General features: G+C 62.3%; 25 protein-coding genes. 8 read left to right on the plus strand and 17 right to left on the minus strand.

All coding sequences use genetic code 11. The annotated features are described in order from the left end of the window. Positions 1 to 27: 27 nt before the first annotated feature. Together I2H38_RS13180 and I2H38_RS13185 are read left to right on the plus strand one after the other, a co-directional pair. Entirely contained in the window at positions 28 to 747 is a 720-nt protein-coding gene (locus I2H38_RS13180; RefSeq protein ID WP_196272320.1) for a response regulator, read from the plus strand. Continuing rightward, the gene (locus tag I2H38_RS13185; RefSeq protein WP_196272321.1) at positions 744 to 2,102 is read left to right on the plus strand and encodes an ATP-binding protein; all 1,359 of its coding nucleotides are present in this window, start codon (positions 744 to 746) and stop codon (positions 2,100 to 2,102) included. Before I2H38_RS13180 ends, I2H38_RS13185 begins: the two co-directional genes overlap by 4 nt. On the opposite strand, the gene I2H38_RS13190 is transcribed toward I2H38_RS13185, so the two are convergent. From I2H38_RS13190 to I2H38_RS13215, 6 genes are all read right to left on the minus strand, one after another. Beyond that, positions 2,091 to 2,504, minus strand: coding sequence for an NUDIX hydrolase (locus I2H38_RS13190; RefSeq protein ID WP_196272322.1), 414 nt, complete (start codon positions 2,502 to 2,504; stop codon positions 2,091 to 2,093). The two genes, I2H38_RS13185 and I2H38_RS13190, sit on opposite strands and share 12 nt — an antisense overlap. Continuing rightward, entirely contained in the window at positions 2,504 to 2,863 is a 360-nt protein-coding gene (locus I2H38_RS13195) for a tRNA-binding protein (protein ID WP_196272323.1), read from the minus strand. The genes I2H38_RS13190 and I2H38_RS13195 overlap by 1 nt, the downstream gene beginning before the upstream one ends. Before the next feature lie 19 nt (positions 2,864 to 2,882). Next, entirely contained in the window at positions 2,883 to 3,575 is a 693-nt protein-coding gene (locus I2H38_RS13200) for a TetR/AcrR family transcriptional regulator (protein WP_196272324.1), read from the minus strand. 64 nt (positions 3,576 to 3,639) lie between these two features. Continuing rightward, on the minus strand, positions 3,640 to 4,467 hold the full coding sequence (gene proC / locus I2H38_RS13205; RefSeq protein WP_196272325.1) for a pyrroline-5-carboxylate reductase: 828 nt from the start codon (positions 4,465 to 4,467) through the stop codon (positions 3,640 to 3,642). Positions 4,468 to 4,539: 72 nt separating this feature from the next. Beyond that, on the minus strand, positions 4,540 to 5,040 hold the full coding sequence (locus I2H38_RS13210) for a type III secretion system chaperone family protein (RefSeq protein ID WP_196272326.1): 501 nt from the start codon (positions 5,038 to 5,040) through the stop codon (positions 4,540 to 4,542). A 263-nt stretch (positions 5,041 to 5,303) separates the two neighbouring features. Further along, positions 5,304 to 5,552, minus strand: a complete 249-nt coding sequence (locus I2H38_RS13215; RefSeq protein WP_196272327.1) for an accessory factor UbiK family protein — start codon at positions 5,550 to 5,552, stop codon at positions 5,304 to 5,306. 140 nt (positions 5,553 to 5,692) lie between these two features. Here I2H38_RS13215 and lgt point away from each other — a divergent pair, with 140 nt between their 5' ends. From lgt to pgeF, 3 genes are read left to right on the plus strand one after another with little or no spacing between them, the layout of a single operon-like run. After that, entirely contained in the window at positions 5,693 to 6,559 is an 867-nt protein-coding gene (gene lgt / locus I2H38_RS13220; RefSeq protein WP_407664074.1) for a prolipoprotein diacylglyceryl transferase, read from the plus strand. Further along, the gene (locus I2H38_RS13225) at positions 6,556 to 7,641 is read left to right on the plus strand and encodes a class I SAM-dependent methyltransferase (RefSeq protein WP_324617398.1); all 1,086 of its coding nucleotides are present in this window, start codon (positions 6,556 to 6,558) and stop codon (positions 7,639 to 7,641) included. The genes lgt and I2H38_RS13225 overlap by 4 nt, the downstream gene beginning before the upstream one ends. Positions 7,642 to 7,645: 4 nt before the next feature. Then, complete coding sequence (gene pgeF / locus I2H38_RS13230; protein WP_196272329.1) at positions 7,646 to 8,413, plus strand: peptidoglycan editing factor PgeF; 768 nt, start codon at positions 7,646 to 7,648, stop codon at positions 8,411 to 8,413. Here the strand turns inward: pgeF and I2H38_RS13235 are convergent. Further along, positions 8,403 to 9,158 (minus strand): SDR family oxidoreductase, encoded by a 756-nt coding sequence (locus I2H38_RS13235; RefSeq protein ID WP_196272330.1) that lies wholly within the window; start codon positions 9,156 to 9,158, stop codon positions 8,403 to 8,405. The genes pgeF and I2H38_RS13235 overlap by 11 nt on opposite strands. 299 nt (positions 9,159 to 9,457) lie before the next feature. On the opposite strand from I2H38_RS13235, the gene I2H38_RS13240 reads away from it, so the two are divergent. After that, positions 9,458 to 10,192 carry an outer membrane protein gene (locus I2H38_RS13240; protein WP_196272331.1) on the plus strand — a complete coding sequence of 245 codons (735 nt, stop codon included), beginning with the start codon at positions 9,458 to 9,460 and terminating at the stop codon, positions 10,190 to 10,192. Between the two features lie 57 nt (positions 10,193 to 10,249). Here I2H38_RS13240 and I2H38_RS13245 read toward each other — a convergent pair whose 3' ends face one another. The 10 genes from I2H38_RS13245 to uvrC form a co-directional block, all read right to left on the minus strand. Next, a complete protein-coding gene (locus I2H38_RS13245; RefSeq protein ID WP_196272332.1) occupies positions 10,250 to 10,855 on the minus strand; it encodes a glutathione S-transferase in 606 nt (201 codons plus the stop codon). Positions 10,856 to 10,919: 64 nt separating this feature from the next. Then, positions 10,920 to 11,768 carry a 23S rRNA (adenine(2030)-N(6))-methyltransferase RlmJ gene (locus tag I2H38_RS13250; protein ID WP_196272333.1) on the minus strand — a complete coding sequence of 283 codons (849 nt, stop codon included), beginning with the start codon at positions 11,766 to 11,768 and terminating at the stop codon, positions 10,920 to 10,922. Between the two features lie 6 nt (positions 11,769 to 11,774). Next, positions 11,775 to 12,443 carry a ribonuclease T2 gene (locus I2H38_RS13255; protein WP_229426693.1) on the minus strand — a complete coding sequence of 223 codons (669 nt, stop codon included), beginning with the start codon at positions 12,441 to 12,443 and terminating at the stop codon, positions 11,775 to 11,777. Then, the gene (locus I2H38_RS13260; RefSeq protein ID WP_196272335.1) at positions 12,440 to 12,871 is read right to left on the minus strand and encodes a hypothetical protein; all 432 of its coding nucleotides are present in this window, start codon (positions 12,869 to 12,871) and stop codon (positions 12,440 to 12,442) included. Before I2H38_RS13260 ends, I2H38_RS13255 begins: the two co-directional genes overlap by 4 nt. A gap of 79 nt (positions 12,872 to 12,950) precedes the next feature. Beyond that, the gene (locus tag I2H38_RS13265) at positions 12,951 to 13,958 is read right to left on the minus strand and encodes an extensin-like domain-containing protein (RefSeq protein WP_196272336.1); all 1,008 of its coding nucleotides are present in this window, start codon (positions 13,956 to 13,958) and stop codon (positions 12,951 to 12,953) included. Between the two features lie 496 nt (positions 13,959 to 14,454). Further along, entirely contained in the window at positions 14,455 to 14,718 is a 264-nt protein-coding gene (locus I2H38_RS13270; protein WP_196272337.1) for a hypothetical protein, read from the minus strand. Positions 14,719 to 14,844: 126 nt separating this feature from the next. After that, positions 14,845 to 15,300, minus strand: coding sequence for a molybdenum cofactor biosynthesis protein MoaE (locus I2H38_RS13275; protein WP_196272338.1), 456 nt, complete (start codon positions 15,298 to 15,300; stop codon positions 14,845 to 14,847). Between the two features lie 23 nt (positions 15,301 to 15,323). Further along, positions 15,324 to 15,575 carry a molybdopterin converting factor subunit 1 gene (moaD, locus tag I2H38_RS13280; protein ID WP_196272339.1) on the minus strand — a complete coding sequence of 84 codons (252 nt, stop codon included), beginning with the start codon at positions 15,573 to 15,575 and terminating at the stop codon, positions 15,324 to 15,326. A gap of 7 nt (positions 15,576 to 15,582) precedes the next feature. Beyond that, positions 15,583 to 16,161 carry a CDP-diacylglycerol--glycerol-3-phosphate 3-phosphatidyltransferase gene (gene pgsA / locus I2H38_RS13285; RefSeq protein ID WP_407664071.1) on the minus strand — a complete coding sequence of 193 codons (579 nt, stop codon included), beginning with the start codon at positions 16,159 to 16,161 and terminating at the stop codon, positions 15,583 to 15,585. Between the two features lie 135 nt (positions 16,162 to 16,296). After that, entirely contained in the window at positions 16,297 to 18,366 is a 2,070-nt protein-coding gene (gene uvrC, locus I2H38_RS13290) for an excinuclease ABC subunit UvrC (RefSeq protein ID WP_196272341.1), read from the minus strand. Positions 18,367 to 18,479: 113 nt separating this feature from the next. Between uvrC and I2H38_RS13295 the strand changes: the two genes are divergently transcribed. Continuing rightward, the gene (locus I2H38_RS13295; protein WP_196272342.1) at positions 18,480 to 19,640 is read left to right on the plus strand and encodes a benzoate/H(+) symporter BenE family transporter; all 1,161 of its coding nucleotides are present in this window, start codon (positions 18,480 to 18,482) and stop codon (positions 19,638 to 19,640) included. Between the two features lie 65 nt (positions 19,641 to 19,705). Further along, positions 19,706 to 20,206 (plus strand): hypothetical protein, encoded by a 501-nt coding sequence (locus I2H38_RS13300; protein WP_196272343.1) that lies wholly within the window; start codon positions 19,706 to 19,708, stop codon positions 20,204 to 20,206.

Genomic DNA, 20,206 nt, shown 5'->3' on the forward strand with positions numbered 1-20,206 from the left:
AGGATACCGATAGAAACGCCGAGCCTGATGGAAGCCACACGCATCGACATTCCCGACCACGCGCCCCACGTCCTGGTGGTGGACGACGATCGACGCCTGCGCGATCTCCTGGCGCGCTTCCTCACCGAGAATGGCTACCGGGTGACGACGGCGGCGAGCGCGGCGGAAGCGCGGGCGAAGACGGAAAACTTCGTCTTCGACGCTCTCGTGCTCGATGTGATGATGCCGGGCGAGACCGGGTTCGAATATGCGCGCAGCCTCCGGCAGACCTCCCAGGTGCCGATCCTGATGCTCACCGCGCGCGCCGATGCGGATGACCGGGTCACAGGGCTGGAAATCGGCGCGGACGACTATCTATCGAAGCCTTTCGAGCCGCGTGAGCTGCTTCTTCGTCTGGGCAACATCCTCAAGCGCGCCATCCCCGTCGCAGGGAATGGAAACGATGACCCGCCCGAAATCATCCATTTTGGGCCGTTCTCGTTCCGCTTCGAGCGCGGCGAGCTTCGACGCGAGGATGACATCGTGCGCATCACCGAGCGCGAGCGGGAAATCCTGACGATCCTTGGCGCCCATGCCGGCGACAACGTCCCGCGAGAGGCGCTTTCGGGCAATGGGATCGCCGCGAACGAGCGAACGGTGGACGTCCAGATCAACCGGTTGCGCCGCAAGATCGAGATCGATCCGGCCAATCCGATTTTCCTGCAAACCGTGCGCGGTATCGGCTACCGCCTCCTCGTCGATCGATGAAGATTGGCGCAGCCCTGAACTATTCGCCCCTCGACCGGGCCACCCGGTGGTTTGGCCGATTCCTGCCGAAGGGGCTTTATGCCCGCTCGCTCATCATCATCATCGCGCCGGTGGTGCTGCTGCAATCGGTCGTCGCATACGTGTTCATGGAGCGCCATTGGCAGCTCGTGACCCGTCGCCTGTCCGCTGCCGTGACCGCTGACATCTCGGCGCTCGTGGACATCTATGGGAGCTACCCGCAGGATGCGGACGCTACGACCCTGTCGCGCATCGCCTCGGACCGCTTGCAGCTCGACGTGGATATTCTCCACGACACGGACTTGCCCTCGCCCAGTCCAAAGCCCTTTTTCTCGATCCTCGACGAGACCCTCTCCGAGGAGCTTCGCCGCCAGATCGACCGCCCGTACTGGATGGATACGGTCGGCAAATCGAACTACATCGAAATCCGGGTCAAGCTCGACCAGAACAACGTCATGCGCGTGCTGGCGCGGCGCAGCCAGGCTTATGCTTCGAACTCCCACATCTTCCTGGTCTGGATGGGCGGCTCGTCCTTCGTTCTGCTCGGCATCGCCATTCTTTTCCTGCGCAACCAGATCCGCCCCATCCTGCGTTTGGCGGAAGCGGCGGAAGCGCTCGGCAAGGGGCGGGAGATCGAGTTCCGCCCACGCGGGGCGCGCGAGGTGCGTCAGGCCGGCCATTCCTTCCTCGAGATGAAGCGCCGCATCGAACGCAACATGGAACAGCGCACGACCATGTTGAACGGCGTCAGCCATGATCTGCGCACCATCCTCACCCGTTTCAAGCTCTCTCTCGCCCTGTTGAAACAGACGCCGGAGGTCGAGGACTTGAAGCGCGATGTGGATGAGATGAGCCGGATGTTGGAGGGCTATCTTGCTTTCGCGCGTGGTGACACCGGCGAGCAAGCTATCGAGACGGATCTGCGTCTGTTGCTGGAGGAGGTTCAGTCCGACGCGGAGCGGCAGGGGCAGGCGACGGATCTCGACATTGTCGGCGACCCGATGATTACGGTTCGCCCCGACGCCTTTCGTCGGCTTCTCTTCAATCTCGTCGCCAACGCCGCTCGGCATGGCGACAAGATCGGCATCTCCGCCAATCACGAAACCCGCTGGCTGGTGCTTCACGTTGACGATGATGGACCGGGCATCCCCATGGACATGCGCGAGGAGGTCTTCAAGCCCTTCGTGCGGCTCGACGAGGCCCGCAATCAGGATGAAGGCGGCTCGGGGCTCGGCCTGGCGATCGCCCGCGACATCGCCCGCTCTCACGGCGGCGACATCACTCTGGGCGAAAGCCCTTCAGGGGGCCTGCGCGCGACGGTTCGCCTACCGGCTTGATGACAAGCCCCGCCAGGTTTCGATCTGGTGGCGAGCAGGATCGGTCAGCCTGTCCAGTGCGAGCGCCTGGGCCGCGTCGAACCAATCGATGTCGGTATGCTCGTCGCTGACATTCGCAGGCTCGCCGTCCCATGCTTCGATCAGGAAGAGATGGTAAATTTTGGGGCCGTTCACTTGCGGATTCGGCTCGGGCATGGTGCCCATCGCGCGAAACCGCGTGACGGTGGTGCCGAGTTCCTCCTGAAATTCCCTGACGAGCGCCTGTTCAGGCGTCTCCCCCACCTCGAAATGACCGCCGAACATGTCCCAGCAATGGGGGTAGGCCCGCTTATGGCCGGCTCTGAGGCCAAGCAGCAGCCGCTGCCCTTCGCCGATCATCAAGCCCTGCGCAACATCATTCATCAATAGAGCCTCCCGCCGACAGGCACGTCCCGATCCGGGCCGATCAGCATCACCTCGCCATCGCCGTCGGGCACGCCGAGGGTCAAGACCTCCGACATGAACGGCCCGATCTGGCGCGGCGGGAAATTCACGACCGCGAGGACCTGACGGCCGACGAGGTCGTCCAAAGCATGATTGACCGTGATCTGCGCCGACGAGCGCTTCGTGCCGATCTCGGGCCCGAAATCGATGGTGAGCTTGAATGCTGGCTTGCGTGCTTCCGGAAAGGGCTCGGCGGCGACGATGCGCCCGACCCGGATGTCGACCTTCAGAAAATCGCCGAACGCGATCTGCGGCGTCCCCGAACTTGTATGATCCATAGTGCCCCCAAATCGCAGCTTAAATGGTCGCTGCGGGATTTTCTGCTTCTCCGTCGGAGCGGCGATCGCGTCTCCGGGACCTGCGCCCTTCCATCACCGCGCGTCCGAAAGCCCGAAACGGTGCCGTCAGCCGGCGCACGTCCTCGGCCTGTTCCAGAATGCGCTCGCCGCGACGGAGTTCGCGATCAAGCCGCGCCATGGTCTTGGCCAACGCGGGATCATCCTCGTCGAGCCAGGTGCCGAGCGTCTTGGTGAAGACCACCACAGCCCCCTGAAGCTTCAGCTTGCCCAAGGGGCCCTCGGTCGGGATATTGGCCGCCGCCAGCATGAAACGCTGGGAATTGAGCGCGGCCCGATTGAGGGCAGCCAGCGACAGCGGGTCGTATCGCAAGTCCTTGGCAATGCGGCGCAGCGCGGCCTTGTAGGGTGTGAGCGCATCGAGGCGACGCATCATCACGTCGAAGATGCGTTCGCGCGGCGGCTCGTGCGCGAGGTCATCGGTCGCGCTCTCAAGAACCTGACGGTCGATCTGGCGCGAGAAAGCACCGAGCACCGCGCCCTTCGAGGGGAAGGCGTCGCAAAACTCGGCCAGGGATACGTTTGCAGCCTGCGCGATATCCTTGATCTCGATGTCGGTCCACGAGCGCCGGGAGGCCAGCTCCATAAGAGCTTCGACAATCGCCTTGCGCTTGGATGAAGCTTCCGCCGTCATGCCGTCCTCCTCGATGGGCTTGAGAAGTTTAATCTAGGCGCTCGCCGCGCCATGGACATGCCCCTCAGCCCGAGAGTTCTTCCGCACGCCGCTTTGCCGCAGCCACGGCATCGCGCATCAGCGCCTTGAGGCCATGTGGCTCCGCCATCAGAACCTGCAGCGCGGCCGCCGTCGTACCGCCCGGCGACGTGACGTTCTGGCGAAGCGTATCCGGCGATAGATCGCTCTGGAACAGCAACTCGCCAGCTCCCGTGACGGTCGCCCGCGCCAGGCGCTGGGCGAGATCCGCGGGCAAGCCCGCTGCGGCCCCGGCTTCCGCCAGACACTCCACCAGATGGAAAACATAGGCCGGACCCGAGCCCGATACGGCAGTCACGGCATCGATCAGGTCCTCGGACGATAACCACTCGACGATTCCGTTAGACCGCAGAAGCGCGTCCGCCATGAGACGCTGCGCCTCGGTCACCTCGGCATTGGCGGCCGCTCCCGTCGCCCCGCGACCGATGCTGGCCGGCAGGTTCGGCATGGCGCGCACGATAGCGGTGGCGGCGGGCAAGCGGCCTTTCAGATCGCCGATGGTCTTACCGGCCAGAATGGAAACAATGACGGTTTTGGGCCCCAGAAGTCCGTTGAGCTGGGCAGCGGCCTCATCCAGCATCTGCGGCTTGATGGCGAGCACCAGCACATCGGAAATCGCTGGGCGGCTCGGATTCAGGGCGATCCCGCGATCAGCGCAAAAGCGCGCCATCTCCTCGGAGGGACGCGGATCGATCACGGTGACACCGGACGCCGGCAGGCCGACGGCGAGCCACCCCTCCAGCATGGAGCCGCCCATCTTCCCGGCTCCAACGAGGGTGAGGGAGGACGGCAGGTGGGAAGCGCGGATCGTCATGGGAACCTGGCAGGATGGAATAAATGCGGGGCCGCACTCTATCCACCTCCGCCCTGCCCTGTCGAGGCTAGGTCAGGCTTCGCCTTCGGTTTCGAAAAGAGCGCTGTCGAGAGCTTCGCGCGGAGACTTGCCCGCCCACACGACGAACTGGAAGGCCTGGAAATATCGCTCGCAGGCCTCGACCGCCACGCGCAGTATCGTCTCGCATTGTCCGTGCGTCGGGTCCGCGCCACCCGCGAGCAACAGGGCGTGGCGGAACATCACCACGTTTTCCGAACTCCAGAGGTCGAAATGCCCGACCCAGAGCTGTTCGTTGATGCGGGAGATGAGCTGCAACACGTCCTGGCGACGCCGCTCCGGAACCTTGAGATCGAACGCGCAGGCGACATGCAGCGCCTCCACACCCTCGATCCAGGTGAAAGCGACGTGATAATCCGTCCACCGCCCCGCGACGGAGACCGACATCTCGTCTGTCTCCGCCCGATCGAAGATCCAATCGCGGAGCGAAGCGAGCCGCTCGACGATGTCGAGGGGATGCTCCAAGCGGTCAATTTCGATGTGAAGCTGCGGCATATCAATCCAAAAAACTCAATCGCCTGAAATAATACAACACTTACAGGCAATAGCGTTACGTAAACTCAGGTGCAGATCGAACTAAAGCTGTCGAATAACTTGAATATTCGACACTTTCATTCGTTCCAAACGCGAATCAGCTCATGAATCGACAGTCTAAGATTTTAGCTCGGCTCACAATGCAGCGGCATGACCTGTCCACAGCAGGCGGCCTGTGCTGACGGAATGGGGGGAATGCGTGCGGGCGACGAACGGGCCGCCGCTCAGCCCCGCTTCTCTTCAAGAGCTTTGATGCGAGCCTCGAGGCGCTCATTCTCTTCGCGCGCGGCGGTGACCATTTCGCGCAGGACCTCGACCTCTTCGCGCGTGGCGATGTCCATATCCTTGATCAGGCGCTCGATCTGGGCCTTCACCACGGTCTCGATCTCGCGACGAACCCCTTGGGCGGCACCAGCCGCGTCCGTCGCCAAGCGAGCGATTTCGTCGAAGATCCGGTTGGAAGACTGGGTCATGAAAATTCGTCCAAAATGAAGGGGATGGGCCTGCGGCCGCCGTTGCCCACATGTGGGCCCATTCGAAGCGAACTGCAACAGGGTTGACGATCCCTCCGCCTCCGGTCCAATGGCTGCGTGTTGTTGAAGGCTTGATGCCCATGCCTCTCGTTGCCCTATCCTTTCCCGTCATCGATCCGGTCGCCGTCACCATCGGCCCCTTCGCGATCCGCTGGTATGCTCTGGCCTACGTAGCCGGGCTGTTGGGGGGCTGGTTCTACGCCAAGCGCCTCGCGGCAAGCGCGCGCCTCTGGGAGCCCCTGCGCCAGCCGAAGCCCCTCGACATCGACGATCTCATCGTCTGGGTGGCGCTCGGCGTCGTGCTCGGCGGGCGTATCGGCTACGTCTTGTTCTACAACCTCAGCGCCTATCTGGCGCAGCCGCTCGAGATCTTCGCGGTCTGGCGCGGCGGCATGTCCTTCCACGGCGGGTTCGCCGGAGCGGCGCTCGCCATCATGCTCTTCTCGCGGTCGCGCGGGCTCAACGCGCTGGCGATGCTCGATCTCGCCTCGGTGGTCGCGCCGCTGGGCCTGTTCTTCGGCCGCCTCGCCAATTTCATCAATGGCGAATTGTGGGGACGGCCCGCGCCGGACTTTCCCTACGCCGTCGTCTTCCCTCACGCCGGGCCCCTGCCTCGGCATCCGAGCCAGCTCTATGAAGCGTTCGGCGAGGGATTGGTGCTCTTCGTCATCATGGCCTTCGCCGTCAATCGCCTCGGCTTCCGTCGCCCCGGCCTCCTCGGCGGCATTTTCGTGCTCGGCTACGCGATTGCCCGTATCGTATGCGAGTTCTTCCGCGAGCCGGATGAGCAACTCGGATTCCTGTTCGGCTCCTCCATTCAGGCTTTGAGCGGCGGCATCACCATGGGGATGCTCCTCTCCGTTCCGATGGCCATTCTTGGACTGGCGATCATCTGGATCGCGGCGCGCGGATACACGCGCCCTGCTGCTGCGGCCGAACCCGCGTGAGGACGCTTGAGGACCAGTTGCGCGACCTGATCGCCTTCGAGGGGCCGATCACCGTCGAGCGCTATATGGGTCTGTGCCTCGAGCGCTATTATGCCACCCGCGATCCGCTCGGCGCCGTGGGCGACTTCACCACCGCCCCCGAGATCAGCCAGATGTTCGGGGAATTGATCGGGCTGTGGATGCTGGAAGTCTGGCATGCCATGGGACGCCCTTCCCCCTGCCGGCTGATCGAGCTGGGGCCCGGTCGCGGAACCCTTATGGCCGATCTCCTGCGCGCATCGCGGCTCCTGCCCGATTTCCGGTCTGCCGTGTCCGTCCATCTCGTAGAGACGAGCCCGACCTTGCGCGAGCGGCAACGAGCAATGCTCGCCACGTCCGGTTTCGAGATTGCATGGCATGACCGGATCGAGGATGTGCCGGAGGGACCTGCCCTTCTCGTGGCCAACGAGTTCTTCGACGCACTCCCTGTCCGCCAGTTCGTCGCGACGGATCGCGGTTGGTGCGAACGCCTGGTCGGCCTCGAGGGCGAACACCTCGTCTTTGGGCTTCGCGCGGAGCCTGAGGCTCCTCTCGGCAAGCCGCCCCATCCGGGAGCCATTCGCGAATGGCCGGCCACCTCGATTGCGCTGATGAAGGGCCTCTCCCACCGGCTCGCTTGCGAAACCGGGGCCGCGCTGATCATCGATTACGGCTATTGGGGACCGGCTTTCGGCGACACCCTGCAAGCGTTGAAGCAACACCAGCATGTCGATCCATTGTCCGAGCCTGGAGAGGCCGATCTGACGACACATGTGGATTTTCAGCGTCTTGCCGAGACGGCAGCGGGCAACAAGGTCCGCATTCACGGCATGGCGACACAGGGCGAGTTTCTCCAGGCCCTCGGAATCGAGGCGCGCGCCGCATCCTTGAAACAACGTGCGACGCCTGCTCAAGCAGCGGATATCGACCGCGCCCTTGCCCGCCTGATTGCACGCGGACCAACGGAAATGGGTGGGCTCTTTAAGGTTTTGGCGATAAGCCACGCGGGCCTTGAAGCCGTGCCCGGATTGCCCCCTCACCCTCTCACGCCGGCGAGGATGTGAAGCCATGTTCATCGAAGCGCCCGAACTCGCCTGCTACCCCAATCTGCATCATGCTTTCTTCACGCGCCAAGGCGGCGTGTCGGAGGGCATCTATGCATCCTTGAATGGGGGACTGGGGTCATCGGACGATCCGGCGAAGGTCGCCGAGAATCGCCGCCGCATGGCGGAGGATCTGAACGTTGCGCCGAACGCCTTGATCAGCGTTCACCAGATCCATTCCCCCGATGCGGTGATTGTGGAAGGGCCATGGGCGGCTGAACGTCCCAAGGCCGACGGCATGGCGACGGCGGTGCCGGGCATCGCTCTCGGAATCACCACGGCGGATTGCGGCCCGATCCTGTTTGCCGATCCCCATGCGGGTGTCATCGGCGCGGCACATGCCGGCTGGCGCGGCGCTTTGACGGGCGTGCTCGAAGGCACCATCGAGGCCATGGAGCGGCTTGGAGCGAAGCGCGAGCAGATCGTTGCCGTGCTTGGCCCGACGATCAGTCAGGCGGCTTACGAGGTCGGCCCGGATTTCGTGACCCGATTCACGGACGCGGACGCCGGCTATCGGCGTTTTTTCGAGCCGAGCGAGCGAGCCGATCACGCGATGTTCGATCTCCCCGGCTTCATCGGCACGCGCCTCGAAGCAGCCGGAATCGCGGAATTCACCAATCTCGGGCTCTGCACCTATTCCAACGAGGATTACTTCTTCAGCTATCGCCGCACGACGCATCGCAACGAGCCCGATTACGGCAGGCTGATCTCCGCGATCACGCTCACTCCCTGACGCCAAAAACGTCCGGGGTTTGCCAGGCGAGATGCTGCCCGCCATCGACGGCGATCATCTGTCCGGTGATGCTGCGCGATCGCGCGAGAAAGATCACGGCGTCCGCGATCTCATCCGGCGTGCCGCCATGCCCGAGAAGAATGGCGGCGCTCTGTCTGGCGAAGTCCTCACTCCCTTGGCGCTCATTCGCCAAAGTGGGCCCAGGGCCGATTGCGTTGACGCGAATTCGCGGCGCAAGCGCCTGGGCCATCGTCTGCGTCGCGGTGAACAACGCCGCTTTGGTCAGCGTGTAGGAGAAGAATTGTGGCGTCGGCTTCCAGACCCGCTGATCGGCGATATTGATGATGCAGCCATCCTGCCCGGCCGGGAGTTGCCGCGCGAAATCCCGCGCAAGGAATGCCGGCGCACGAAGATTGATGGCAAAATGCCGATCCCATCGTGCTTCGGAAAGCGTTTGAATCTCATCGGGTTCGAATTCCGAGGCATTGTTCACGAGGAGCGTCAGAGGGCCGACCACTCCCGCGGCCCGCTCCATCAATCCACTGACGGCTGACGCGTCGGCCAAATCAGCTTGAACCACACCGGCCGCTCCTCCCTCGGAACGGATGCGGGTCGCGAGAGCCTCGGCCTCACTGACCGACCGATTGCAGTGGATCGCGACCGCGTAGCCCTCGCGAGCAACCCTCTCGACGATGCTCCGGCCGATCCGCTGAGCGCCTCCAGTAATCAATGCCGCCTGCCCCATATGTCTCCCTCGTGATTTTATGAAACTTAGTTACATAAGATAGTATGTTCGCCTAGAAAAAGACATTTTTTTAACTCGCAATCGAACCAAATCAAAAGCTGAGCGTTATGAAAGCGCGTAATGCCAAAGGGGAATACTCTACACCTTGCCGCCACAATGCTGCCATAGTACGTTCTCGCCCTGTGGTTGTCATGTCACAGCTCTCATGAGGCTTCCGCTCTATATTGAAATCGTAGTCCGAATCGGCCTGAAAAATGAGTTCCGGCCTCGTGGACCAAGACATCGATAGGAAAGAGACCATGAAGAAACTCCTTCTCGCTAGTGTCGCTCTCTTCGGCTTCGCAGGAGCCGCTGCCGCTGCGGATCTCCCGGTTCGGGCCGCCCCGCCCGCCCCGATCATCGTTCCGCTCTTCACCTGGACCGGTTTCTACGTCGGCGTGAACGCCGGTGGTGCGTGGAACTCCAACAGCAATCATGGAGTTTTCGTCCCGGGCGTCGGCTTCGTGGAAGGCAACAACAACAACAACGGCGGGTTCACCGGTGGTGGCCAGATCGGCTACAATTATCAGGTTGGCTCGTTCGTCATCGGTGCCGAAACCGACATCCAGTATGCGGATATCGGCCGCAGCAGAAACAACGATTTCCTTTTCCTGAACCCGGCTCTGGTCGGCTTCCGGAATAACAACAACAGCGGAAACTACTTCGGCACTGTCCGTGCTCGCGCGGGTGTGGCCTTCGATCGTACGCTGGTCTACCTGACCGGCGGTTTCGCTTATGGCGACGTCGGCGGCGGCGATCGCTTCTTTGGCGGCAGCTCGTCGAATGGCGGTTGGACCGTCGGCGGTGGCGTCGAGTACGCCTTCACCAACAACATCACGGCGCGGCTCGAAGGCCTCTATGTAAATCTCGAGCGCAACAAGAACAACGATTTCTTTGCTCTCGGCTTGGTGAACACGGTTGGCCTCACCAACAACAAGAACAACGAGTTCGGCGTCGTTCGCGCGGGCCTGAACTACAAGTTCAACACGTTCTAAGCCTTCGTCGCTTCGGCGATGGGAAAAGGCCCGGGGAAACCCGGGCCTTTTTTATGATCACGCCGTGAACTTGGTTTTGGCGAAGGCCGGCACACGCGCTTCGAAATCGGCGAGCCATGCCACCAATCTGGGATAGGTGTCGCGCCACTTCCCAGCCATGCGCAGGTCAAGGTAACCGAGAGCGCAAGCGAGCGTGATATGGCCGATATGCACATTGGCTGACGGTGTCGAGAGGTGAGCCTCCGCGTAGTCGAGCGCGCGCTGTACCTTCCCGGTCTGATGCTCAACCCATTTCGGTTCGCGCTTATCCTCGGCGCGCCAGCGGCCTTCATAAACCTGGAGCAGAGTCGCATCCATGATGCCATCCGCCAGCGCCTGCTGACGCAGGGCCGCGAAACGGTCCCACCCCGACGAGAGCACTCGCCCACCGCCTGCCAGATGATCGAGATACTCCACGATCACCCGGGAGTCGTAGAGCGTCTCCCCATTTTCCAGAATCAGGGTCGGGATTTTTCCAAGAGGGTTTTGCTGCCGTAATGAATCGTTGGGGCTCGACGTATCGGCATCGACGAGTTCAATCTGATCCGACAAGCCAAGGAGAGACGCCGCGATTTTGACCTTCCGTCCGAAAGGCGATGCGGGAGACGTGCGAAGAATGAGCATGCGAGAGATCCTGCCAAGGGAAGGATGTCTTCATGAACCCGGAAAGACCGGCCGGCAATCGGTTTTATGCGGGCGGCCCAAAAGCCTCGCAGCGATAGCCGCCATAGCCGCCCCGCGACAGGCGCTCCGCGAGCGCCGGCAGGAGGATTTCCGCCTCCGCGCGCAGGGACCATGGCGGATTGAGAACGAAGAGTCCGCTGCCATTCAGGCGCGTCGGGTCGCGCGGATCGTTGACAAAGAGTTCGAGGCGAAGGCCCGGACGTGGACATTCCGCATTGAGTCTGGCGGTCAGCGCATCGACAGGCTCGACGGCCTTGATGGGATACCAGCTCGCATAGACGCCTGTCGGCCACTTCTTCACGGCAGCCAGAAGTTCCTCGCCGAGCCTCTCCAACTCGTTCGGCTTCTCATAGGGCGGATCGATCAGCACCAGACCACGCTTCTCCTTCGGCGGGATCAAAGCATGAAGCGCGGTCCACCCATCGAGATGCAGGACCTTCAGATTTGTAACCGCATTGAAGGCCTCGCTCAGCACCGCGTAATCAGCCGGATGAAGCTCAACGAAGACGCCGCGATCCTGCCTGCGCAGGAGTTCGCGCACGATTGCAGGCGAGCCGGGATAGGTGGTCTCGCCATGCCTCGCACGGACATCGGCCACAACCTTGCGATAGGGAGCGAGCAGGTTCTCGACGTCGGGCGCAAAAGCCTCATCGAGTCGGCCGATCCCATCGACCCATTCCCCTGTCCGGCCCGCCTCATCTCCGGCGAGATTATAGAGGCCGATTCCGGCATGGGTATCGATGACCCGAATCGGCGTCTCCTTGCGCTGGAGATAGGCGATGATGCGCACGAGGAGCGCGTGCTTCATGACATCGGCGAAATTGCCGGCGTGAAATGCGTGACGGTAATTCATAAGGCTCTACCGGATCGCCGGGATCGTGATTTCACCGCCACGGCACGCGTCGCGGTCGACTTGGGGACATTGGTGAAAGCCGCGAAGATCGCGGTCGAGGCAGATACGGATTTCCTGAAACAAGCGCCGCCCGCATGCAACCGACATCATCTCGGGACGTAGGCCCGGATTGGCTTCCGCGAAGGCCCGTTCGACCTCGATAGGCATGACCTTCACATCGCTTTGCAAGCGCGCGAGGCTTTCGGGGATCCGGACGCGATCCCGGGCCCGTTGAACCGCGCGGAAATAGCCGCTGGGGCTTTCTCCCGTGCAGGTGCCGTGCTTGCGCCATTGATAGCGAGCCAAATTGTCATCAGGGAAAAGGCCATGGGCCTCTCCAATGACCGCGCGTGGCACAAAACGCCCGCTCGGCTCGCAGAAGCTGGGATACCCTCGCTCATTTTGTGGCCACAGGCCGTGAACGACGAAGCCTAGCCCGTTGCCTTCCTCGCATTGCTTTCGCCCATGGGCGCTTCCGGTGGTCTGGCAGAAGCCCGGCGACCAGGACAAGGCGAGGACGTAAAAGTCAAACTCGCCGGCCGGACCTCCCCTCGTTTCGCGAATCGTTTGCGCGATGGAGGGGAATGCCGCGAGAAAGCAGGTGCCTGCAACGATGAGGCACCAGCGCGAAATCAAGGCAGCGCCTGCTTGCAATGGGGAGCATAGGAGTAGTCGCGGTCGAACCCGTCCACGCACGACTCGGTGCCCCAGCCAATGCCAATGAATCCGAGCTTCTCGCGAATGGAGAAGTTGATTCGCCGCTTCTTGCCGTCCGAGACGATCACCGTGCCCGAGCAAAATCGACGGGGAATGTAGTCGAGGCCCCAGGGGCGCCAGGCCACTTCACCCACCCTTTCGAATCCAACGATTTCTGCCGAAGAATCCCAGAACCGGCTCTCTTTGCGCGCGAATCCCCAGACAATATCCTGCAGCACCATCGGATCTTCGCAGGAGGGAAGATTGGCGTTGTACGAACGGTCGCGTTGTTCGGCGGGCGTCACTTCGCGCGCCATCGTAGGCGTGCTCAGCAGTACACAAGTCATGAAAGCCGCCAGCCACTTCATTGTAATGCTCCAACAGATCGAATGTCTTACCTGGACCATGTGGGCGACGCGCGGGAAGGTCAAGGCTCAGGTGAATGCTTTAATATATTCCATGACCGTTCAACGCCAGAGGCGCACCCGCTGAAGGACGAGAAGATGCCGATGGTGCGTAGACCTGGGGCAGCGGCTGGGCCTGGGGTTGAAGCTGCTGGGTCCTCGAATAGGCTCCGCTCGGCCCCGGCAGATCGGCCGAGAAGCCTACGCTCACCGCGGGACGGGGCGCGGACGACATCAGCGAAGTCCCACCCCCCTGCGACGGGGCGGCGAACTCCTCCTCCGGCACGTCCTCCTCCATATCGATGGGGGCGAGATCGGCGGAAGGCGGCGGCGTCACCCGAGCCGTCGGTCGGCCATGATCCGGATCGATGCGGGGCGTGAACTTGATGATCGGCTTGCAGATGCGCCGGTCGCCGCGCGGGTCGTGGCGGGCAAGGTCGATATGCAGGTGATCGTAGTGGAAAGCATCCGAACCCGGAGCGAGAACGGTAGAGAAATACCGGCACGCACCGACAAACGCCTCACGCAGGAATTCCTGCTCCGACGGATTGCCCTTCCAGCCCTTCACGACCGAAATTTCCCGGCCATCGGCGAGAACGAAGGCCATGACATCAAGGGCATTGCCGAAGGCGTGCTCGGAGTGTTTCGCGCCCCGCTGATTGTTACGCGGGCGGCAGGAATATGACCCTGCCTTCAAATCGACGACAGGGACGCCGAAATACATCTCCGCCGCGGGCCTCACAATCTCGTCGAGCCAGGTGTCGATCCGGGGAATGATGGGACAGGCGAGCGTCACTTTTGACGTCAAACCCACCGAGCCGTTGGTGAAAGCCGCGACCTTGAAAGGATAGTCCATGCCGCAGATGCCGGGCCCGTCGATCTTCGATGACAAGGCCATATAAGCAGAGGGTTGGACGAGCCTCTGCGAGAGACAGGCCTGTTCCGCTTGCGCGCGCCAAGGCTCGCGTTGCTCGAACCGAAACAACCCGCAACCTGTAAGCCCAAATCCGACAAGCGAGAGGGCGAAAAACGCAACTAACCCACGGCGCATGAAGTGAGGCTAGCGGGGATTGCGTAAACATCGCGTCAACGACGCACCTCCTTACCGGAAAAGTCCGTTGAGCAGCGCGCGGGGAGAACAATTGCGCCCTTCATCTTGTTGCCGCTTAAGCGTCACGAAAGGAGTAGAATCATTTTCTGTGACCCGCATGACTTTCGGCAGAAACGCGACTTGAAAAAGGCTTTCCGAATGAGATTTTACGAAAACTCTTCTTTCGTAGGGAGCGCGTTTAACACTTAAGAAGTAAATTCAACGCTACCCCGCGACTACCCCACGGCAGATCGACTTTCGGCTGGGCCTTTCCAATCCCGCATCCGCTTGCTAAGCTAACTCTCCATTCAGAGGGCCTCATCATGAACCCGATGTCGGATCTGGACTTGGCGTCGAAACTGAACATCGCGGCGGTCTGCATTTCACTCGGGTTCATCGGCGCGATCGTCGCTGGCGTTTTCTAGGGATTCCTCGATCATCCGCGCGAAGACCGTGTTCACGACTCGGGGCATGGAATTTCGGTGATCTCCCAGGACGTGACGTTGATCGCCATCCCACATTGCGCGATCCGTGCGCCGCGAGGCGTTCTGAGGCAGACCCTTTCTCCCATGGCGAAAACCCGCCCGTTGGCCCGGCAATAGCAATCCGGCAGATTGTGCTCGGGCGTTTGGGCCTGACGATAAGAGGAACCGGGCTCAGCGCCCGCATTGGCCGGCGCACCGGCGAGCATGGTCAGAAACACGACGACGACGCGGCGCATGATGCACCTCCCCTCGTCAGCCCTGTGAAATGCTCCTCCTCCCCTGCCATAACGTCAAGCGTGACCGTTCATCGATCGATAGAGGCACGTGAAGATGGCGTGGGGGCTAAAAATTCGACCTGAAAATCAGGCCCAGCGCTCGGCGGCCAAATCGTCCCCGCTCTTCGCCTCGACCCATGCCCCGACCGTCCCGTCTTTCAGATGCTCGCGCTTCCAGAAGGGCGCGTGGGTCTTGAGATAGTCCATCAGGAACTCGGCAGCCTCGAAGGCGGCGCGGCGATGGGCGGAGGCCGTCAGGACGAGCACGATCTCCTCACCCGGTGCAATCTTGCCGAACCGGTGAATGATCGTGAGCCCCATTAGAGGCCATCGCTCCTCGGCCTGAGCCGCGATGCGGGCGAGTTCCGCCTCCGCCATGCCCGGATAATGCTCAAGCTCCAGCGCCGACAGCCGTCCGCCTTCATCCCGGCACAACCCGGTGAAGGCGATCACAGCGCCAATATCTGCCCGGCCTGTCGTCAGCGCCGCCGCCTCGGCGGCGATCTCGAAACCCTCGGCTTGAATTCGGATGGTGCTGGTCAAGAACCTGTCCCCGATTGGGAGAGTTAGCCCCCGGTCATGGGCGGGAAGAAAGCAATCTCTCGTGCCCCAAGAACCGGGGCATCCGGCTTGACGTGGACATGGTCGATGGCGGCGCGGACGATGGCTTCGTTCTCGAAAGCGTACGCGTATTCCTCGCCGCGGCCTTTGAGCCAACGCACAAGGTCAGCAACGGTAGCAATGCCGTCCGGCAGATCCAGGTCCTCGTCCGTCCTGCCGACCCGCTCGCGCACCCAGGCGAAATAGACGAGTTTCATGGGAGGGCTACCCCTCATCAATCATGTGGTGAATGCCGGTCTTGAGATAATCCCAGCCGGTATAGATGGTCAGAATGGCCGAGGCCCACAAAAGGATCGTCCCGATCAGGACCGTGCCGGGCAGAACCGTTTCACCGGCTGGGCCGGCGATGAGGAAGCCGACCGCCAGAAGTTGAAGCGTCGTCTTCCACTTGGCAACCCGGCTGACGGGCACGCTGACCTTCAGTTCGGCCAGGAATTCCCGCAAGCCCGAAACCAGGATTTCGCGGCAGAGGATGACGATGGCCGCCCAAAGGGCCCAGCCCTGGATCGTCTTGTCGGCCACGAGCATCAACAGACAGGCAGCGACGAGAAGCTTGTCCGCGATGGGGTCGAGCATGCGCCCGAGCGAGGATTGCTGCGCATAGGCTCGGGCAACATACCCGTCGAGATAATCCGTGATGGCCGCGAGGGCGAAGATGGCGAGAGCGGCCCATCGCGACCAATGGTCTTCCGGCCAGAACAGGAGGCCGACCACGGCGGGAACCGCCACGAGCCGGCCATATGTCAGGAGGTTGGCAAGATTGAAGGCCTTGGACCGGCGCATGGATGGGGCGATGCTCATAAGGCGGCAGGAAACATGCCGGAGGTTCCTCCGTCAACCTGAGTTGGATGACATCTCCGTAATTGGAGGACCGTCGGTCCTTGGCAAGCGAGGTCGTGCCACTCGGCTTTCGCCCGCTCATCCTCGATCGTGAAAGAAATCGTAGATCGCGCGAGCCGTCGCCGCGTTTACCCCCGGCGCTTTCACGAGATCCTCCAGTGCCGCCCGCTGAATGGCTTTCACGGTGCCAAAATGATGCAGAAGCGCCCGCTTGCGAGACGGTCCGATGCCGGCAATCTCGTCGAGCGGGTTCTTCACCATTTCGCGCTTGCGCTTGGCGCGGTGCGCGCCGATGGCGAAGCGGTGGGCTTCGTCTCGAAGGCGCTGCACGAAATAAAGCGCTGGATCACGGGGCGGCAACTTGAAGGGCGGCTGCCCGGGCTTGAAAAAGGTTTCGCGCCCGGCGTCTCGATCCCTTCCCTTGGCAATACCGATCACGGCCACATCGTCCTCCCCGACCCCGACTTCCGCCAGCGCCTGACGCGCCGCCTCGAGCTGCCCCTTGCCGCCGTCGATCAGGACAAGATCGGGCCAGGATGGGAAGCTGTCATCGGCAGCAACATGAGGCTCCTCTACCGCGACCTGAGATGAGCCATCAGCGACCTGCTCCCCCCCTCCTCCTTGTGGGGAGGAGTTGGAGGGTGACCGCGGCTCTTCCTTGACCAGCCGCGCGAAGCGGCGCTGCAGCATTTCGCGCATCATGCCGTAATCGTCGCCCGGCTTCAGGTCCTCCGACCTCATGTTGAACGTGCGGTAATGCTGCTTCATGAAGCCGTTCGCGCCTGCCACGATCATCGCGCCGACCGCGTTCGTACCCATGATGTGCGAGTTGTCATAAACCTCGACACGCCGGGGGATCTTCGCCAATCCGAAGGCCTGGCTTAAGGACACCAGAAGCTTCTGCTGCGAAGCCGTGTCGGCAAGCCGCCGCCCGAGCCCTTCCTTGGCGTTGCGCATCACGTAATCGATGAGCTGTCGCCGCTCGCCGCGCTGAGGCGTGACGATCTCCACCTTGGATTCGGCACGCGTCGACAGCGCCTCCGCCATCAGCTCGACTTCCTCGATCTGGTGCGAGAGCAGAACGAGACGCGGCGCGGGCTTGTCGTCATAGAACTGGGCGATGAAGGAGGTGAGAACCTCGCCCGGCGTCATGGTCTTGTCGGCCTTGGGGAAATAGGCGCGGTTGCCCCAGTTCTGCCAATTGCGGAAGAAGAACACCTCGACGCAAAACTGGCCGGCCTGCTCGTCGATGGCGAATACATCCGCCTGTTCCACCGATTGCGTGTTGATGCCCTGCACGCCCTGAATCGCGGACAAAGCCGCAAGCCGGTCACGGCAGCGCGCCGCGCGTTCGAATTCAAGCGATTCCGCCGCTTCCTGCATCTCCTCGGTGATGCGAGCTTTCACCGCATTCGACTTGCCGGACAAAAACGCCCGCGCCTCGGCGGCGAGTTCCGCATATTCGTCGACTGAGATTTCCTTCGTGCAAGGGCCGGAGCAGCGTTTGATTTGAAACAGGAGGCAAGGTCGCGTCCGGTTCTCGTAATAGCTGTCGTTGCAGGAACGCAGAAGGAAGGCGCGCTGCAGCGCATTGATGGTGCGGTTGACCGCCCAGACACTGGCGAAGGGGCCATAATAATCGCCCTTTCTCTTGCGCGCTCCGCGATGCTTCACGAGCTGCGGCGCCTCGTGATCCGCCGTCAGCAGGATGTAGGGGAGCGACTTGTCGTCCCGCATCAGCACGTTGTAGCGGGGCTTGAGTTGCTTGATGAGGTTCGCTTCGAGAAGCAGCGCCTCGGTCTCCGTCGCCGTGGTGACGAACTCCATTGAGGTCGTTTCACCGATCATGCGGGCAATGCGGTTGGAATGCGCCTGACCGCGCGCATAGGACCCGACGCGGGCCTTCAGGCTCTTCGCCTTGCCCACATAGAGCACGTCCCTCTTGCCATCGAGCATGCGATACACCCCCGGCGCCTGGGGGAGCGTGGCCCAGAAATGCTTGATGACCTCCGTTCCGCGTTTGACGGAATTCGGATTGGCCTCCAGGTCAAACTCGACATCCGAGCCGCTCTCAACGGCGACGATGTCCTCGTCCTCCTCATTGTCCAGAATGTCCGGCGGAACGTCGTTGGTGGTGTTGCGACTCATGCATGAGATTTAGGGGTTCACGGTTTTCCAGGAAAGAGCCCCGCGAACTAGCCTCGCCATAACGTTCGGTTTAAACGGCTAAGCTCTGACTTTCAGGACCTGGAGCCTTTAAGATGCGCCTGTCGATCATCACCTCTGCCGTCGTCGCGGCCCTGGTTGGCTTCGGCAGCACCATCGCCATCATCATAGCAGCCGCCCAGGCCGTGGGCGCGGATGCAGCGCAGACCACCTCATGGGTCGCGGCCCTGTGCCTCAGCATGGCGGCGACGAGCGGGATCTTGAGCGTGCGTTATCGCATCCCCGTCGTCACGGCATGGTCGACGCCGGGTGCCGCGCTGATCGCGGCTTCCACGGGCATTTCGATCCATGCGGCGGTGGGTTCGTTTCTGCTTGCGGGAGGGTTCGTCGTGCTCACGGCCTTCGTCAAGCCGTTCGGGCGTCTGATCGAACGCATCCCCTCCTCCATCGCCGCCGCAATGCTGGCGGGCGTCCTCATCAGGTTCGTGACGGCGGTGTTCGAAAGCGCTCAGAGCGCGCCGGGCCTGGTTTTGCCCCTCGTTGCGGTTTTTCTTGTGGTGCGGCTGGTCAATCCGGCCCTCGCCGTGCTGGCCGTCCTCTTTCTTGGGCTGGTGCTCGCCTTTGGCGGCGGGCTCGCGCAGCCGCTCACCTCTGATCTCAGCCTCTCGTCGCTGACCTTCATCACGCCGAGCTGGGAGCCGGCTGCGCTGATCGGCCTTGGCCTGCCGCTCTTCATCGTGACCATGGCCTCGCAGAATCTGCCGGGTTTTGCGGTGCTGCGGGCCTCGGGCTACTCGCCCCCGACGCGTCCGATTCTCGCTGTCACGGGGCTCTCGTCCCTCGTAACCGCCCTGTTCGGCGCGCATACGAGCAATCTCGCGGCGATCTCGGCGGCCATCTGCACCGGCCCGGACACCCATCCCGACCCCGCCAAACGCTGGCAGGTCGGGCCGTTCTATGCCCTCACGTACCTGATCTTCGCCGCCTTCAGTGCGGCCCTGATCGGATTGATCGCGGCCCTTCCGGCCGCGCTGATCAAAACCGTAGCCGGTCTGGCCCTGATCGGCGCGTTCCTGGGAGCGCTGGCATCGGCTCTTTCCGATGAGGCGAAACGCTTCCCGGCCGTCCTGACCTTGGCTGTCACGGCCTCCGGCCTCACCCTCTTCGGAATTGGCTCGGCCTTCTGGGGATTGGCCGCAGGTCTCATCGCTCTCGCCCTCGATTCCTTGGCCGTTTGGGTGCGAAAACGGAGCTGATCTGGACGGCGCGGCCCGTTAAGCTTAAAATCTCGTAAACTCGAGCAACAAGAACGGGAGATTCCATGGCCGTAACGAAGCATGCGGGACGCATCGCCACCGTGATGATGATGGCCACTCTGGGAGCCTGCCAGGGTTCGGGTGGTTCATTCGGTTCCTTGAACGGGTCGCCCGAAGGTGTGCCCATCGCCTTGGAAAGCATCGACGGCGCGCCGGCTCCTATGCGGACGGCCTTGATGGAAGAACTCACCACCGCCGCGTCCGACCGCAAGGTCGAGCTTGTCGGCTCGAGCGCGCAGGCGCGCTACCGGGTCCGCGGTTATCTGTCGACCGAGACGGAGGATGGCGAGACCAAGGTTTCTTATGTCTGGGACGTCTTCGATTCTCAGAAGCGCCGGGCCCAGCGGCTGGCAGGATCGAGCCCTGTGCGTGCGGCTGCCAAATCCATCTCCGCCCTCGACAAGGAGGCGCTCGCCAGGCTGGCCCGTACCAGCATGGACGAAATTGCGGAATTTCTTGTCGCGAGCAATACCTCGACAGGTTCGGAGATGATCGAGAACCCGTGA

Origin of the sequence: Microvirga alba (genome assembly GCF_015694465.1) — a bacterium.
In the GTDB taxonomy this organism is placed as follows: Bacteria; Pseudomonadota; Alphaproteobacteria; order Rhizobiales; family Beijerinckiaceae; genus Microvirga; species Microvirga alba.

Excerpts from the sequence above, each read along its gene's own strand:
- I2H38_RS13180 (WP_196272320.1), top strand. The coding sequence starts at position 28 with ATGGAAGCCACACGCATCGACATTCCCGACCACGCGCCCCACGTCCTG.
- I2H38_RS13185 (WP_196272321.1), top strand. The coding sequence starts at position 744 with ATGAAGATTGGCGCAGCCCTGAACTATTCGCCCCTCGACCGGGCCACC.
- I2H38_RS13190 (WP_196272322.1), bottom strand. The coding sequence starts at position 2,504 with ATGAATGATGTTGCGCAGGGCTTGATGATCGGCGAAGGGCAGCGGCTG.
- I2H38_RS13195 (WP_196272323.1), bottom strand. The coding sequence starts at position 2,863 with ATGGATCATACAAGTTCGGGGACGCCGCAGATCGCGTTCGGCGATTTT.
- I2H38_RS13200 (WP_196272324.1), bottom strand. The coding sequence starts at position 3,575 with ATGACGGCGGAAGCTTCATCCAAGCGCAAGGCGATTGTCGAAGCTCTT.
- proC (WP_196272325.1), bottom strand. The coding sequence starts at position 4,467 with ATGACGATCCGCGCTTCCCACCTGCCGTCCTCCCTCACCCTCGTTGGA.
- I2H38_RS13210 (WP_196272326.1), bottom strand. The coding sequence starts at position 5,040 with ATGCCGCAGCTTCACATCGAAATTGACCGCTTGGAGCATCCCCTCGAC.
- I2H38_RS13215 (WP_196272327.1), bottom strand. The coding sequence starts at position 5,552 with ATGACCCAGTCTTCCAACCGGATCTTCGACGAAATCGCTCGCTTGGCG.
- lgt (WP_407664074.1), top strand. The coding sequence starts at position 5,693 with ATGCCTCTCGTTGCCCTATCCTTTCCCGTCATCGATCCGGTCGCCGTC.
- pgeF (WP_196272329.1), top strand. The coding sequence starts at position 7,646 with ATGTTCATCGAAGCGCCCGAACTCGCCTGCTACCCCAATCTGCATCAT.
- I2H38_RS13235 (WP_196272330.1), bottom strand. The coding sequence starts at position 9,158 with ATGGGGCAGGCGGCATTGATTACTGGAGGCGCTCAGCGGATCGGCCGG.
- I2H38_RS13240 (WP_196272331.1), top strand. The coding sequence starts at position 9,458 with ATGAAGAAACTCCTTCTCGCTAGTGTCGCTCTCTTCGGCTTCGCAGGA.
- I2H38_RS13245 (WP_196272332.1), bottom strand. The coding sequence starts at position 10,855 with ATGCTCATTCTTCGCACGTCTCCCGCATCGCCTTTCGGACGGAAGGTC.
- I2H38_RS13250 (WP_196272333.1), bottom strand. The coding sequence starts at position 11,768 with ATGAATTACCGTCACGCATTTCACGCCGGCAATTTCGCCGATGTCATG.
- I2H38_RS13260 (WP_196272335.1), bottom strand. The coding sequence starts at position 12,871 with ATGAAGTGGCTGGCGGCTTTCATGACTTGTGTACTGCTGAGCACGCCT.
- I2H38_RS13265 (WP_196272336.1), bottom strand. The coding sequence starts at position 13,958 with ATGCGCCGTGGGTTAGTTGCGTTTTTCGCCCTCTCGCTTGTCGGATTT.
- I2H38_RS13270 (WP_196272337.1), bottom strand. The coding sequence starts at position 14,718 with ATGCGCCGCGTCGTCGTCGTGTTTCTGACCATGCTCGCCGGTGCGCCG.
- moaD (WP_196272339.1), bottom strand. The coding sequence starts at position 15,575 with ATGAAACTCGTCTATTTCGCCTGGGTGCGCGAGCGGGTCGGCAGGACG.
- pgsA (WP_407664071.1), bottom strand. The coding sequence starts at position 16,161 with ATGCGCCGGTCCAAGGCCTTCAATCTTGCCAACCTCCTGACATATGGC.
- uvrC (WP_196272341.1), bottom strand. The coding sequence starts at position 18,366 with ATGAGTCGCAACACCACCAACGACGTTCCGCCGGACATTCTGGACAAT.
- I2H38_RS13295 (WP_196272342.1), top strand. The coding sequence starts at position 18,480 with ATGCGCCTGTCGATCATCACCTCTGCCGTCGTCGCGGCCCTGGTTGGC.
- I2H38_RS13300 (WP_196272343.1), top strand. The coding sequence starts at position 19,706 with ATGGCCGTAACGAAGCATGCGGGACGCATCGCCACCGTGATGATGATG.